This window comes from Trichocoleus sp. FACHB-46 (assembly GCF_014695385.1).
Classification (GTDB): domain Bacteria; phylum Cyanobacteriota; class Cyanobacteriia; order FACHB-46; family FACHB-46; genus Trichocoleus.
Map to the genome: position 1 here is coordinate 144,774 of NZ_JACJOD010000031.1, position 14,137 is coordinate 158,910.

Sequence of the window (14,137 nt, forward strand, 5' to 3'; positions counted from 1 at the left end):
TTAGTGAGCCATCGGGCGTGAGAGGACTCCGCATTAATCGGCAATCAAGTTCAGCTAGAGCATGCACAACCAATTTACAGTTAATTTTTGGGGAGTCAGGGGCAGTATTGCTTGCCCTGGATCTGAAACGGTTCGTTACGGCGGCAATACACCTTGCGTTGAAATGCGCATCAATGGTCAGCGCTTGATTTTTGATGGCGGCACTGGCCTCCGGGTTCTAGGGCAAAGCATGTTATCTGCTATGCCTGTAGAAGCCTACATGTTTTTTACGCACTCCCATTGGGACCATATTCAGGGCTTTCCGTTCTTTACCCCTGCCTTTATTAAAGGCAATCGCTTTCATATCTATGGAGCGATCGCCCCGAATGGCTCAGACGTGGAGCAGCGCTTGAATGATCAAATGTTGCATCCCAACTTTCCAGTGCCATTACAAGTGATGGGAGCAGAGCTTGATTTTCAAAGCATTGAAGTTGGTCAGCCTCTGCAAATCGACGATATTACGATCGAAAATGCGCCGCTCAATCACCCTGGGGAAGCCATTGGTTACCGGGTTTCTTGGAAAGATCATGCAGTCGCTTACGTCACCGATACGGAGCATTTTCCAGACCGCTTAGATGAGAATGTGCTCTGGTTGGCTAGAGAAGCGGATGTTTTGATTTACGACGCCACTTATACCGACGAAGAATACCACTCACCCAAGACCAGTAAGGTTGGCTGGGGCCATTCCACTTGGCAAGAAGCCGTCAAAATTGCCAAAGCAGCAGGCGTCAAAAAGCTGGTCATCTTCCACCACGACCCAGTCCACAGCGATGATTTCCTTGATCAGGTGGGCGAACAGGTCGCACGAGTTTTTCCGAATAGTCTCATGGCTTGGGAAGGCTTATCAATTCAGATCACCACTGCGGCTACGTTGCCCGCGGCAGAGTTAGAACCAGAATCAGTCGTCGAAGCAACCATTTCTGCCTCCGCTTAACGGCCTCTACTGCGAGACCCCTGAAGTTAGCTAAAATCTTTGCGTTCACAAGCTCTCGCTATGTGTAAAAATGTAAAGCGTGTGGGTTACTTCTTCGCTAACATCCGTCTTAACACCAACCGCTGTTGCCCTAGGAAATTTTGATGGCGTTCATCGAGGGCATCGGCAGGTCATTCAGCCTGTCTTAAATTCCGTTGCATCCGTTCAGCCACTAACAACTTCCTTTTTTAAGGATGATTTGTTTACGATCGCTGAGCCGAACGAGAGTCTGCTGCTCAGTCCTAGCGCAGCGATCGCGGCAGAAACCAATTCTGAGCTGCCTTACCCTACAGTCGTCACCTTCAATCCCCACCCTCAAGAATTCTTTTCTGGGCAACCCAGAGCTTTGTTGACCCCCTTGAACGAAAAAGTTTTGCAACTCCAGGCAATGGGGGTTCGTCAGCTTGTACTACTACCGTTCGATCGCGAGTTAGCAGATTTAAGCCCTCAAGCCTTTGTCGAAGAAATTCTGGTCCAACGCCTCCAGGCCCAACAAATTAGTGTGGGAGTTGACTTTCGCTTCGGACGGCAACGCGCTGGAACTGCCGCAGATTTACAAGCGATCGCCGCCACGTATGGCATTGCAGTTAGTACGGTGCCACTTTGCACTTGTGCAGACGAGCGAATCAGTAGTTCCAATATTCGTACAGCTTTGCAAGCCGGAGATCTGCAACGAGCCAATCGCCTCTTGGGGCGGCCCTACAGCTTGATGGGTCAGGTTGTATGGGGGCAGCAATTGGGCAGAACGATTGGATTTCCCACCGCTAACCTTCAACTACCACCTGAAAAATTTCTTCCCAGCCACGGAGTTTATGCCGTGCAAGTTCAAAGCTCCACCTTGAGCGGCCTACAGACCCCTTGCTCAGCAGTGATGAATATTGGTCACCGTCCTACAGTGAATGGCGTTAGTCGCACTGTCGAAATTCATTTGTTAGATTGGGACGGGGATTTATATGAACAGACGTTGATCGTCAGCTTGAAGTACTTTTTACGTCCGGAGCAAAAGTTTGCTTCCTTAGAGGCGCTAAAGACTCAGATTCAAGCAGATTGCTTATCAGCGCGATCGCTCTTGGCTACTGCACCAAGTGTTTAGAACCTAGGCTTCTAAGACCTAGGCTTTTAAAACTCAGTTTTAAGGCGAGTGCCTAAGCCAATCTCTGAGCGCCAACGTCTATCGATCAGCCCTGAGTGAGCATTGAGGCAGTAAATCCAGTAAACTTCCCATCCTCACTTAGGGAAAATCCTGACATGATCAATCAAGGGTCATCCTTAGGGAGCAACAACCAGTCATGCGAGAGCGTATCGAACGGCTAACTCAAAATCTCAGTCAGACGATTGTTGGGAAAGCCGAAGCCATCCGATTAGTTTTAGTCGCGCTCATTTCTGGAGGTCATGCCTTGCTAGAGGATGTTCCGGGAGTGGGTAAAACCCTGCTGGCTAAGTCTTTAGCTCGCTCCATTGACGGCAAATTTCAGCGCTTGCAATGCACCCCGGATTTGTTGCCCAGCGATGTCACAGGCACTAATATTTGGAATCCCCGCTCTGGTGAATTTGAGTTTCTGCCAGGACCTGTCTTTGCGAACGTGCTACTCACTGACGAAATTAACCGGGCCACGCCACGTACTCAGTCAGCGCTACTAGAAGTCATGGAAGAACGGCAGGTGACAGTAGATGGGACTTCTCGGCCTGTTCCTAGCCCGTTTTTTGTCATTGCTACCCAAAACCCAGTTGAGTACCAAGGTACATTTCCACTCCCCGAAGCCCAGATGGACCGCTTTGCCCTCTCCCTGACCCTGGGTTATCCGAGTGAACAAGAAGAATTGCAGATGCTACAACGCTTGCAATCTGGAGTTAGCGTCAACGAATTGCAACCTTGTTTATCGCTAGAAGATATTCAGGAGTTACGACGGTTATGTTCTGCGGTCAAAGTAGAGCCTTCTTTGCAGCAATACATTTTGAACTTGGTACGAGCGACCCGCGAAGATGAGGAAATTACTTTGGGGGTAAGTCCACGGGGAACTGTCGCCCTGCAACGGGCCGCACAAGCTCTAGCCTTTCTAGATGACCGTGATTATGTGATTCCTGACGATGTTAAGTTTTTGGCCCCCTACGTCCTGTCACATCGCATCATTCCTGCTAGGGGTCAACGAGGACGGGCGATCGTCGATCGCTTACTCTACTCTATTTCCATTCCTTAGGCTAAATCTGGGGCCTGATCAAACTCTGGGATATCCAAAGGAATTTTGCAGGCAGGCGCTGAGCTATGTAGCGGCAACGTGACAGTAAACTTGGTTCCTGCATCTAAGTGACTGGTGACCTCAACTTGACCGTGATGAGCATCTACACATTTCTTCACGATCGCCAGCCCTAGTCCTGTTCCTGGAATTGTTCCTACATTAGTGGCTCGATAAAACGAGTCAAATAGTCGCTGTTGGTCTTCTTCCGGAATCCCAATCCCTTGATCTTGGATCTGAAAAACTACAAGGTCATTCTCGTAAATCAAGTTCAAGTGAATCGTGCTGTTCGTAGGAGAGTATTTAGCAGCATTAGAAATTAAATTCCCCAAGATATGCCGCAGCAAATTTTCATCCATACAAGCCTCGGTTGCATGACCTTGGCCTGTACTAGTGAACACGAGCTGGTACTGTTGACCGATACTGAGGCGCAGTTCATCTACCAATTCTTGACAGAATTCTTCTAATAACAATGGCATCGGCTGGCACTTCAGTTGGCCCGCTTCGGCTCGACCAATGATTAAAACCTCGTCCAGCAACTCAGTCATCCGTTTTGTAGCCGCATGAATTCGCTTGAAATATTTCGTTTTCTGCTCTTCACTCGCTTTTTGGGTATAGCGTTCTAGTAATTCGCTCGATAGGACGATCGCGCTAAGTGGATTGCGGAATTCATGCGAAACCATAGAGACAAAACTAGACTTGAGCTGGCTCAGCTCTTTTTCCTTGGCTAGAGCGTTATAAATATCAACTTCTGCCCGCTTACGTTCGGTAATATCACGAGAAGAAATTTGGATTTCTTGAATGGTTTGAGTTTCTGAAGATCGAATGGTTTTGGCGGTAGATTCTAGCCAGAGGTAATGTCCTTGCTGATGCCGAAAGCGATAAGACACTGAGTAAGTTTCTGGCAGCTCTAGAATATTGGTATGGACGACGCGTACGGCATCAACATCATCCGGATGATGATAATCGTAGGCAGATTTGCCTAATAATTCTTCAGGTTCATACCCTAGCAGCATACGGCAGGCAGGCGAAACATAAAGAAACGTACCGTCAGGGGTGTGCTGCGAAATCATATCGGTTGAGTTTTCGGCTAGCAACCGAAATCGCTGTTCACTCTCCCGCAAAGCTTGTTCAAATTGTTTGCGCTGGGTAATGTCGCGCATGAAGGCACAGTTATACTCCCGGCCCCGAAATTCTAGGTAGTTCCGAGTCACTTCAACTGGAAATAGATGCCCGTCTTTACGGCGGTTCCACGCCTCTAGTGTGTAGGAGCCTTGTTGCTTGAGCTGGGACCAATCTTCTTGCCAACTCTCAGGCGAGGCATCAGGGACAATATCAAACATTGTCATTACTAACAGTTCGCTCTGGGAGTAGCCCAGCATTTGGCACGCTGCTTCATTGACGTACACGAAACCAGCATCCGGTCCAGTCCAAATTACGGCTTCCGCCGCATGGTTCACGGTAAATTGCGTAAATTGTAGGGCTTCCTCCACGCGCTTGCGTTCGGTGACATCCCGGACGATGCAAATGAAACCATCCTTGTCGATCGCGGTTAGTGACAACTCTTGATAGAACTTCTCACCATCTTGCTTTTTAGCAATTACCTCGCCTCGCCAAGACCCTTTAGCTTGTAAATCTAAAGCGGCGCGGCGAGCCATCCCTTTCAAGTCATCGTCATCGTAGACAAGTCTCCAAGTCTGGCCGAGTAATTCCGCTGGGCTGTCGTAGCCATAGATCTCGGCATAGGCTTGATTGAGGTAGATGAATTGCTCATCTTGATTGAGAATTGCCACCCCATCACTCGCGGCTTCAATGGCTGCTGACTGCCGCTGCATAATCTTTAGAGTTTGACTGCGCTCAATGGCGTAGCGAATTGCTCGTACCAACAAATTAACTTCGATTTGCCCCTTAACCAGATAGTCTTGAGCGCCTTGCCGCAGAGTCTCAATCGCGATCGCTTCATCATCAAGTCCTGTCAAAACCACAATTGGGGTATTGGGAGCAGTGGCATGAACTTGTTGTAGAGTAGCCAAGCCTTGCTCGTCGGGCAGGAAAAGATCTAGGAGTACAACGTCACATTCGTCTTCGCGTAAATAGGTGAGCGTATCGCTCAGTTGCGTTACATGTACCACTTCCCAAGCAGCAACACTGGTTTCAATTTGCAAAATCTTTTGTAAGAAGGTCGCGTCAGTCAGACTGTCTTCTACGAGCAGAATTTTGATGGCTTGAGCATACATAGCGCTGGTGACTTAATCTCAGGAGCAACGTTAGGAAAGCTATAGCTAAGGTTCCCGTTCTAGAAGCGGATCTGCGACTGATCAAGCATAGTTTTTCCACACAGGGTTGAGAATGCTCTTAATTTTGCGCCTAATGTCACCATCAGTACTGTATTTAGCAGCACTCAGAACCGTTTTAGGGTTGAAAACCATAGGTTTTACTCGCCAAAGTTCATAAAAACAGCGATCGCAGGCTGAAATACGGCTGACATTGCCCCAGGTTTTATAGTATATTCTTGGCATTTAATAGTACAAAAGTACTATTAAAGCGTTTATCCTAATAATGTGCAGTCAGCTACCCCCTAGTGCCATGAAAGAGCCTGCTCCCATTCGAAAAACTAGAACCTGGACCGGACGCAGCCAACTGAAGCAATCTCCATCGCTCCCAGCGAGTCGGATGATTCAGCTAGCTCATGCAGTGAGCCGAGCTACTGCGATCGAAAAATCCCAAAGTCAGATGGTTGAATCTGTGCCGCCTCTGGCCGAAATGTCTCCCTCAACTGTAACCTCATCCAATCCGCTGCATAGTTCGCGCGTTAAGTCCAAAGTTTCGGGTGCAGATCCAGCCTTATCAGCGGATGTAGCTAGGCAAATTGAGGCGCAAGCAGTTCTAGTTGAGCAGTTATCTGCTGAGCTAAGAGCGGCGATGGCCCAGCTTAAAACCATGACTCAGAAAACCTACCTAGAGCCTCCTGAAACCACGGACCAGAAGCCGAGCCACGCAGTCACTCTGAGTGAAACGCAGCCTGAACAGGCGATCGCAGCGGTTTCTCAGGATATTGCTTTAGTCAATTCGCCAGAAGCCAGCCTAACCCAATCTCAGCAAAATGCTGCTTCAACCGCTCAGCTATTGCGACGGCTGAGGCATCGGCGGAAACCGAGCGATCGCCTCCGTCCTCGTTGTGTAGAACCAGCTACCACAGCGAGTAGATCTCAGATGCGCCACAAACAGTTAAAGGCGATTCAGCGCTATCGTTGGCTGCGCCAAGTGCGTCGTTGGCTCAGTGCTGCCGTTAAGTTACCCACCGGTATGCCTGCTCTACTCAGTGACGCGGCGGTGTGGGTAGCGATCGCCGCAGCCGTGAGAGTGGGACTGCAAATGCTCATCCGTACATACCCCGTTCTTTGGTTTCCCGTAGTGCTGCTAGTGGCAGGGGCAGCCATGCTAACCACTCATCAAGCTGTTTTCAAGTCAGCGGTTAGCTCTGTTTGGGGCTATCGGTTGTTGTTGGTTGTCATTGGTTTGCTGCTAGGAGGCCGACTTTAATGCCTGAAATAACAGGGCAGGTGGCGTGGTGAGAAGCAATCGACGTTCTAGAGTCAACCCGTTACCAGTGCCGGAGAAGAGATGAAACGCAGTCCTTTTCAGAGGCCAGATTTGAAATCCCTGTTCAAGCCCTTGCTCTTCGGTGGATTTGTGGTTGCAGTTCTTAGTTTGTTACTAGATTTGCACGGAGCCGTTAAAGCCAAAAATCATGGTGAAGTTTGTCAAGAAATTGTGCAATCCAGGGCGGCCCTCTCTAGAGAGCAATTAGCCAAACTCCTCACCGTTCCAGAGCGTGACTCGAAAAGCAAAGTGCAAGGTATTCTTAAAGCTCCCTACTGCAAGCTGCCCAAGCTAGAAGTGCGTGCGGGTGTGAATGCCGAGCGGGAAGCTTATCCCTTAGAGTTTGACCCGCAAACTTGGTTAGTGATTTTGTACGAGGGCAATGAGTATGCGGGGTATCGGTTTAGTTTTCGTTAGGTTTGCTGTGGCGATCGCCATTTTGGTTCTCTTGCGCCTCGGATGCTCACGGCAGCAAACGACAGAGTTAACCCCTAAAAAAATCCAGTTGGCCCAAACCTGGGAACTCCAACCAGGCAGCGCGATCGCAGGCTACTCGGTCACAGGAGGGCTGGGCGATATTTCGATCGCGCTGAGCGGCAAAACCGTGTTCGCTCCCTTTACCGGATTGACTCAACCTTACCAAGGCAGCTGTGTGTTGTTTTCCAGCGATGAAGTACCTGCCTATCTATTTCGCCTATGTGGACTAAAGCAGCCTCGACTCGGAGAGGTACGGCAAGGCCAACCTCTAGGCAACGGAGATTATTTACAATTTGCCGCTCTACGCAAACAACCCAATGGGACTTGGGCCTTCGTAGAACCTTCTCGCAACATTCTAGAACGAACGCTTAAACAACCATGAAACAACACCCTTTGGTTGCGGCCAGCTTGCTTGTGGTTACGCTGGGGACAGCTCAGGCTGCACAAGCAGATGATACCAACCTAGACTTTAGCCTTTCCGCCAATCAGTTATCCTCCCCCGCAGTCCTGCACCACGCCGAGCAACCTGCAATCGCGATCGCCCCTCCACCAGAAGTTGCAGACTCCAGCGAGTTAAGTTTTGCTTTGGCACCCACCACAACCACGACTCAGGCACAGACTAGCCAACCAGCACCTAAAGCAGAACCTCCCGCAGCTGCTTCGAGCATTGTCACTGCGGCGCAATCAGCTCCTGTAGATGCAGCTAGCTTGTTTACCGGGGGAGCCAATTCCTTAGTCGCCAAAGCAGTGGGTAGTGCCGAAGGTACCCGAACTCCCGCAGGCGATCGCACCAGTGCTTATTACGGACACGTCGATCCAGGTAATGGTGTTTGGAATCTCGGCTCTTTTTCTTACCAGCATGGTGCTCGTTCTCCCGAAGAAGCTGATGAAAAGCAGCTCAAGCGATTAGCCAAACAAACAAAGATGGTCCGACAGCAAGCGGCAGCTAAAGGTATGCAGTTAACGCTAGAAGAGGAACTAAACGCGATCGATTTAGCCAATCAAGCTCCCTTAGCAGCTCTCGATCGCGGCGGGTATATTGACTGGCTAGAAGCTGCTCACAAAATGGGCCTACGCGGTTCGGAAGCCGTATTGTGGGCTAGGACGCGATCGTTCCTGAACCCAAATACAGGTCAGTGGAATGCTCCTGGCCTAGGCAACAACGTCTACAGCATTTCTAGCGATCAAGAACGACGGCAGCAAGCCATTGCCAAAGCGATCGCCCTGCATCAACAACAATTCCAGAGAGCCGAAACAGCCGCTACACCGCCCAAGCCAGCCAAAACCGTAGCCGCCGCACCACCTCCGACTCCAGAAGAAGTCGCAACCCAAATTATTTTTCAAGACTTGAACCCGTAACGTTTGTAGCTCCTTCCGCAGCTTCCAAACAATGCAAAAAGTCGAGGGGATTGATCCTACCTCGACTTTTTTAATAGCTTTCTAGAGAGTTTGTACAGAGATCGAAAATCTGTAAGTCAGCGCGATCGCTCAGTCAGAAATATACTCTGAGGTGGAATTGAGACAGGCAAGCCCTAGCGCAAGCGTGAACTTTTCACGGCATAAATTCAGCGATGGAGAAACTGAAGGACAATGCTCTTTTACTCTTGCTCTAGCTCTTGCTGTAGAAGATTGGAGAGCTTCCCTCTGATGTGAGCCACTCTTTGGGTATCTTTGGGATATGCCACCAGTTTGACTTCTACTTCAGTGATATTTTTAATCCGGGTCGTTTTTTCCCAGAGGCGCTTTTCTCTTTCGGTTTCGTCCTCGTAACGGAACGTAACCGTCTTGTTCGTGACGTCAAGAATTTGGACGTTTTTGATCCAAGTATTCGTACCGCCGAGACAGAGCCAAACATTGGGCTGCCCAATAAGCTCTCGAAGCTTGTCTCTCATAGATTGGCTTTTCCTTGGTAATGAACTGGGGTGCTATTCAGCGTCGTTCTAGGTGACTGACAGTTAAAACTATTTCTGACCGTGACTATAGAATTCACTAACTTAGTTCCTAAAGTTACCGAGAAAATACGTAATCTAGCAAATTAGCATCTACCTATTTATATAAATTCATGGAGGCAGCTTACCTGATCATATTTTCTCTGACTATTGCATAGAAAAAAGGCGTGCAGTCAGCTGCACGCCTTTCAAGGATTTTGGTTGGTTTAGCGATCGCCTGGAAATTAGCGCTTAGCTAGCTTCTTAGTGACTTTACGGAGCCGAATGGATTTGGGGGTGACTTCCACCAATTCGTCGGGACCAATATATTCCAATGCCCGCTCTAGGCTCATATCGATCGGCGCTTGCAACTGCACCAATTCTTCACCGCCCGAAGCTCGGTGGTTGGTAAGCTGCTTGCTTTTACAGATATTGAGATCTAGGTCTTGCTGGCGGTTGTGCTCACCCACAATCATGCCCTTGTACACCTTGGTACCCGGCGTGATGAAGAATGAACCCCGATCTTCTGCGTTCTTCATGGCGTAGAAGGTAGCCGTTCCTTCTTCAAACGCAATTAGTACTCCGTTGCGGCGGGCTTCAATATCGCCACCCAAAGGACGATAATCGAGGAAGCTGTGGTTCATGATGCCTTCGCCACGAGTCAGCCGCATGAACTCACCCCGGAAGCCTACCAAACCACGAGCGGGCACTACAAATTCTAGCTGGGTGCGACCGTTGGGGCTAACCATCATATTTTGCATTTCAGCTCGGCGCTGGCCCAAACGCTCAATACAGCTACCGACGGCTTCTTCAGGCACGTCAAGCACCAAGTTCTCAAACGGCTCGCAGGGTTGACCGCTGACTTCGCGGTAAATTACCTGTGGCTGAGATACTTGGAACTCATAGCCTTCCCGGCGCATGGTTTCGATCAAGATGCCGAGGTGTAGTTCACCCCGACCTGAAACCAGGAAGCGGTCGGGCGAGTCAGTTTCTTCAACCCGGAGAGCTACATTGGTTTCTAGTTCCCGCATCAGGCGATCGCGCACCTGACGAGAGGTGACGAAGTTACCTTCTTGACCTGCAAACGGTGAATCGTTTACCGAGAAGGTCATCTGTAAGGTAGGTTCGTCTACCTTGATCAGCGGCAGTGCTTGAGGTTCGTTGGGACAGGTAATGGTTTCACCGATGTTGGCATTGGCAAAGCCCGCAACTGCTACGAGGTTACCTGCGGTTGCTTCTTCAATATCAATCCGCTTCAGACCTTCAAAGCCCATCAACTTGCTGATTTTGGCCTTAACGATCTCACCCGTCTCTGTTACCAGTGCAGCTTGCTGCCCAACGCGAATCGTACCGTTGTGAATCTTACCAATCACAATTCGTCCCACGTACTCAGAGTAGTCCAGCGTGGTGACTTGCAACTGCAGAGACTTGCTAGCATCGCCAACCGGAGGTGGCACATGACGCAAGAAGGCATTGAAGAGAGGCTGCATGTCTACGCCTTCTTCTTCGAGGGTTTCTTTGGCGTAACCTTCCAAACCTGAAGCAAACAGGTAAGGGAAGTCACACTGATCGTCATCTGCACCGAGTTCTAGGAACAGATCCAATACTTTATCAACTGCGGCATGGGGGTCAGCCCGTGGACGGTCGATTTTGTTGACTAGTACGATGGGGCGCAAGCCTTTTTCCAGGGCTTTCTTCAGCACGAAGCGGGTTTGGGGCATGGGGCCTTCGTTGGCATCTACAATCAGCAGACAGCCATCCACCATGCCCAGGACTCGCTCAACTTCACCGCCAAAGTCGGCGTGACCTGGGGTGTCAACAATATTGATCAGAGTTTCTTTGTAGCGAACCGCAGTGTTCTTCGACAAAATGGTAATACCACGCTCTCGCTCCAAGTCGTTGGAGTCCATGACGCAATCCGGAACGTCTTCTCCTTCACGGAATGTGCCAGCTTGTTTGAGCAGTGCATCGACAAGGGTAGTTTTGCCGTGGTCAACGTGGGCAATGATGGCGACATTGCGGATGGGGAGAGACATAGAGGAGTTCCAGCGTTAAGGAATAAAGAGCTAGGATTCTAGAAATTCAAGGCTTCTTGTATTAATTTTTCCCGCAAGAAGCTTAAATCTTCCTGTAAAGAAGATGTAATAATTCTAGCTTACCCGACTGAGGCATGAAAGTTTTATTGAGGTGAGGACGTGGTGAGAAAGCCGCCCACCTTTATAAGAGGTTAGCATCGAAATGCTTGGACAAGGGGCGATCGCAGCTCGCAACGCTTAGGATCACCCCTGAAAATCTTGAGTTTCGCTCTACTTCTATTATAAGAGACTGCTACGCTCGGCGCAAAGGCTGAATGTTGTTGAACCGAATCAGAGTGTCCGCCTCGTTTAGTTGCTCTGGTTGTTTGGGATCAGAACTACGAATCGTGCGATTGGTCAGTAGATAATAATTGCCGATCTTCTCGTGGGAATCGGTGACATCTTGGGTCAGCAACACTTCTTTCCCTTTAGGATCGCGGAAAGTGGTTTGGAAGTGCTCGGTGAGGTAGCCTCCGGCAGGTGTAATGAACTCCAAGCTATCGACCGTCACTGCCATGCTGCCAAGGGTGCGATTCACCTGGACAATTTTTTTGTCACGGACTTTGTATCGAGACTCGCCGTTATCACCCGTTTCTTGAATTTCAAACGCTCCGTCTTTGTCCGTTCCGGCGAGAGCATAAGTATCCTGGTCATGGCGATCGCCAAAAGCAATCTGCCTACGATGAATGATCTCCATTTGCAATTGATTTTTAACCAACTGACTCACATCTGGGTCATCCATATTTTTCACGGTAACTTGGAAGTCTGGACTGACCTGCGCTAACCCGTGATACAACTGCCCGTCATATTTCAAAGAAACTTCCGCTTGATATCCTGGGAATTTTTCGTTCCAGGTATAGCGCTGTTCATAAGCGTCCCGAAAAATATCGCGAGCTGAAAGTTGAGTTTTGGGCTGGCCTTGATCGTCAATGGGCATTGGACCAGCTTGAACAGGGGCTAACCAGGAAAAGCTAGCGATCGCCAAGAGTAAACTAACGCTCCAGCCCAAGAGGAAGCGCTTTAATTTTCGCATCATCATGAATCAGTTTTTAAGTGTTAAAGAACGGTCTGAAGTACTTACAAGGAAACAACTCTGTGACTAAAAAGCATCATCCAGAAGAAACACGTGGAGGGGATGGGTTTCAGCGAGACTTCTAATGATTCAACTAATGATTCAACAAAGTAGATTTTGAAAAGTGATTTTGAGCTAAAGTGCGATCGCAATGCGGCAAGTCGAAGAGGAAAGTTGGGCAGACAATGGCAAAGGTGCGCTTAGAGAGAATTACTCGACAATTTAAAGAGGCGGTGGCGATCGCAGACATCACCTTTGAGGTGCCTGATGGTGAGTTTTGGGTGATGGTGGGGCCGTCGGGTTGTGGCAAGTCTACGATTCTACGCACGATCGCAGGGCTAGAGTCAGCGACTTCAGGCAATCTCTACATTGGCGATCGCTTGGCCAATCAAGTGCCTGCTCGTCAGCGCGACGTGGCAATGGTGTTTCAGAACTATGCACTATACCCACACATGAGCGTGGCGGAAAATCTGGCTTTTGGGCTGAAGATGCGTAAAGCCGACTCCCAAACCATTCAAGAACGAGTCGAATCTGTAGCGCGATCGCTGGATATTGCCCACTTGCTCGATCGCAAACCTAAGCAACTCTCTGGCGGTCAACAGCAACGGGTGGCATTGGGACGCGCGATCGCTCGTAAGCCGCAAGTTTTTTTACTCGATGAACCGCTTTCTAACTTGGATGCTCAGTTGCGAGATGACACACGGGCTGAACTAAAGCAACTTCATCAATGTTTGGGCATTACCACCATCTATGTCACCCACGACCAAGTAGAAGCCATGACGTTGGCCGATCAAATTGTGGTGCTAAAGCAAGGCCGCATTCAGCAGATTGGTGCTCCCCAAGCGATTTATGCTCGTCCGACTAATCGAATGGTGGCGACGTTTCTAGGCAATCCACCCATGAACATCCTGTCTGCAACCTTCGAGGATGGTGCTTTTCACCTTGCAGACCAATCATTTACTTGTCCTTCCGCCATTACAGCTCATCTGCCGTTGTCTCCAGGGCAGTCGGTTGAGCTAGGCATCCGTCCAGAGCATTTACAACTGGTGTCTGCATCAGAGGATCAAGACTTCAACGTTGAAGTGAGCGTTGTAGAACCGCTCGGACGAGAAATTTTGATCCGAGCAGTTTTGCCAACCCAGCCTACCAGCTCAGCGGCTCAAGCGATTAACCTGCAAGTGAGCCCGGAGATTCGGGTTCGTCCGGGCGATCGCTTGAGCCTCCAAATCGACTTCGCTCAACTATTTATTTTTGATCCTGCTACAGGCGATCGCCTCTATCCAACCAGCTAAACCAGTTAACTCAACCAGTTAAATAACTAGACCATTAATAAACTGAGCCGCAGAGTGATTTCAATTCAACTTCTGGTTGCCCAATATGATTTTGGCGACAAAGCAACACCTGTGCCGTTCTCTGCTGGAAGTAAACTCGGTGCGCAAACCAACCGATTGGAAGGCCACCAATAATTCCGAGCAGAATACCGATGGTGAGGCTAGAAATCAAATCCTTGCGTCTAATTCTACTTTTCTCAGCACGCACGTGCTCGTGATCGGTTACCACCACACAACTCCTAAAGACTCATTCTTCTTTAAAGGAAAGCGAAATTACTTTAACTTTGCTTCTCCCTAAGTGATGAACCCTGTGGCAATTGCTGATCTCGTTGTAGCCAAAAGAGGTAGCCGCGCTGAATTTGTGCTCTCACCTAACGCTACGATCGCAGTACTAGCCAATAATTT

The 14,137-nt window shown here is 49.3% G+C and carries 12 protein-coding genes; 8 read left to right on the forward strand and 4 right to left on the reverse strand.

Going from position 1 to position 14,137, the window contains the following annotated elements:
* The first annotated feature begins 61 nt into the window (after positions 1-61).
* The 3 genes from H6F72_RS18715 to H6F72_RS18725 all read left to right on the forward strand — a co-directional run bounded on the left by H6F72_RS18715 (position 62) and on the right by H6F72_RS18725 (position 3,210).
* Complete coding sequence (locus H6F72_RS18715) at positions 62-973, forward strand: MBL fold metallo-hydrolase (RefSeq protein WP_190439024.1); 912 nt, start codon at positions 62-64, stop codon at positions 971-973.
* A 79-nt stretch (positions 974-1,052) separates the two neighbouring features.
* Positions 1,053-2,105: a bifunctional riboflavin kinase/FAD synthetase gene (locus H6F72_RS18720; protein ID WP_190439027.1), complete on the forward strand. Its 1,053-nt coding sequence runs from the start codon at positions 1,053-1,055 to the stop codon at positions 2,103-2,105.
* Between the two features lie 196 nt (positions 2,106-2,301).
* Positions 2,302-3,210, forward strand: a complete 909-nt coding sequence (locus H6F72_RS18725) for a MoxR family ATPase (RefSeq protein WP_190439029.1) — start codon at positions 2,302-2,304, stop codon at positions 3,208-3,210.
* Here H6F72_RS18725 and H6F72_RS18730 read toward each other — a convergent pair.
* Complete coding sequence (locus H6F72_RS18730; RefSeq protein ID WP_190439032.1) at positions 3,207-5,483, reverse strand: PAS domain S-box protein; 2,277 nt, start codon at positions 5,481-5,483, stop codon at positions 3,207-3,209. The genes H6F72_RS18725 and H6F72_RS18730 overlap by 4 nt on opposite strands.
* Before the next feature lie 349 nt (positions 5,484-5,832).
* Here H6F72_RS18730 and H6F72_RS18735 point away from each other — a divergent pair, with 349 nt between their 5' ends.
* The 4 genes from H6F72_RS18735 (at position 5,833) to H6F72_RS18750 (ending at position 8,685) form a co-directional block, all read left to right on the forward strand.
* Positions 5,833-6,789 (forward strand): hypothetical protein, encoded by a 957-nt coding sequence (locus H6F72_RS18735; protein ID WP_190439035.1) that lies wholly within the window; start codon positions 5,833-5,835, stop codon positions 6,787-6,789.
* Positions 6,790-6,870: 81 nt separating this feature from the next.
* A complete protein-coding gene (locus tag H6F72_RS18740) occupies positions 6,871-7,266 on the forward strand; it encodes a hypothetical protein (RefSeq protein ID WP_190439038.1) in 396 nt (131 codons plus the stop codon).
* Positions 7,238-7,708, forward strand: a complete 471-nt coding sequence (locus H6F72_RS18745; protein WP_190439849.1) for a hypothetical protein — start codon at positions 7,238-7,240, stop codon at positions 7,706-7,708. The genes H6F72_RS18740 and H6F72_RS18745 overlap by 29 nt, the downstream gene beginning before the upstream one ends.
* A complete protein-coding gene (locus H6F72_RS18750) occupies positions 7,705-8,685 on the forward strand; it encodes a hypothetical protein (protein WP_190439041.1) in 981 nt (326 codons plus the stop codon). Before H6F72_RS18745 ends, H6F72_RS18750 begins: the two co-directional genes overlap by 4 nt.
* A 239-nt stretch (positions 8,686-8,924) precedes the next feature.
* On the opposite strand, the gene H6F72_RS18755 is transcribed toward H6F72_RS18750, so the two are convergent.
* The 3 genes from H6F72_RS18755 to H6F72_RS18765 all read right to left on the reverse strand — a co-directional run bounded on the left by H6F72_RS18755 (position 8,925) and on the right by H6F72_RS18765 (position 12,368).
* Positions 8,925-9,218 (reverse strand): DUF6679 family protein, encoded by a 294-nt coding sequence (locus tag H6F72_RS18755; RefSeq protein ID WP_190439045.1) that lies wholly within the window; start codon positions 9,216-9,218, stop codon positions 8,925-8,927.
* A gap of 281 nt (positions 9,219-9,499) precedes the next feature.
* Positions 9,500-11,290, reverse strand: coding sequence for a translational GTPase TypA (gene typA, locus H6F72_RS18760; protein ID WP_190439047.1), 1,791 nt, complete (start codon positions 11,288-11,290; stop codon positions 9,500-9,502).
* A gap of 292 nt (positions 11,291-11,582) precedes the next feature.
* On the reverse strand, positions 11,583-12,368 hold the full coding sequence (locus H6F72_RS18765) for a DUF3386 domain-containing protein (protein ID WP_190439052.1): 786 nt from the start codon (positions 12,366-12,368) through the stop codon (positions 11,583-11,585).
* A 218-nt stretch (positions 12,369-12,586) separates the two neighbouring features.
* Between H6F72_RS18765 and H6F72_RS18770 the strand changes: the two genes are divergently transcribed.
* Positions 12,587-13,693, forward strand: a complete 1,107-nt coding sequence (locus tag H6F72_RS18770) for an ABC transporter ATP-binding protein (protein WP_190439053.1) — start codon at positions 12,587-12,589, stop codon at positions 13,691-13,693.
* Positions 13,694-14,137: the final 444 nt, after the last annotated feature.

Coding starts and splice junctions, on each gene's coding strand:
- H6F72_RS18715 (WP_190439024.1), top strand. CDS start 62: ATGCACAACCAATTTACAGTTAATTTTTGGGGAGTCAGGGGCAGTATT.
- H6F72_RS18725 (WP_190439029.1), top strand. CDS start 2,302: ATGCGAGAGCGTATCGAACGGCTAACTCAAAATCTCAGTCAGACGATT.
- typA (WP_190439047.1), bottom strand. CDS start 11,290: ATGTCTCTCCCCATCCGCAATGTCGCCATCATTGCCCACGTTGACCAC.
- H6F72_RS18740 (WP_190439038.1), top strand. CDS start 6,871: ATGAAACGCAGTCCTTTTCAGAGGCCAGATTTGAAATCCCTGTTCAAG.
- H6F72_RS18770 (WP_190439053.1), top strand. CDS start 12,587: ATGGCAAAGGTGCGCTTAGAGAGAATTACTCGACAATTTAAAGAGGCG.
- H6F72_RS18730 (WP_190439032.1), bottom strand. CDS start 5,483: ATGTATGCTCAAGCCATCAAAATTCTGCTCGTAGAAGACAGTCTGACT.
- H6F72_RS18745 (WP_190439849.1), top strand. CDS start 7,238: ATGCGGGGTATCGGTTTAGTTTTCGTTAGGTTTGCTGTGGCGATCGCC.
- H6F72_RS18750 (WP_190439041.1), top strand. CDS start 7,705: ATGAAACAACACCCTTTGGTTGCGGCCAGCTTGCTTGTGGTTACGCTG.
- H6F72_RS18765 (WP_190439052.1), bottom strand. CDS start 12,368: ATGATGATGCGAAAATTAAAGCGCTTCCTCTTGGGCTGGAGCGTTAGT.
- H6F72_RS18755 (WP_190439045.1), bottom strand. CDS start 9,218: ATGAGAGACAAGCTTCGAGAGCTTATTGGGCAGCCCAATGTTTGGCTC.
- H6F72_RS18735 (WP_190439035.1), top strand. CDS start 5,833: ATGAAAGAGCCTGCTCCCATTCGAAAAACTAGAACCTGGACCGGACGC.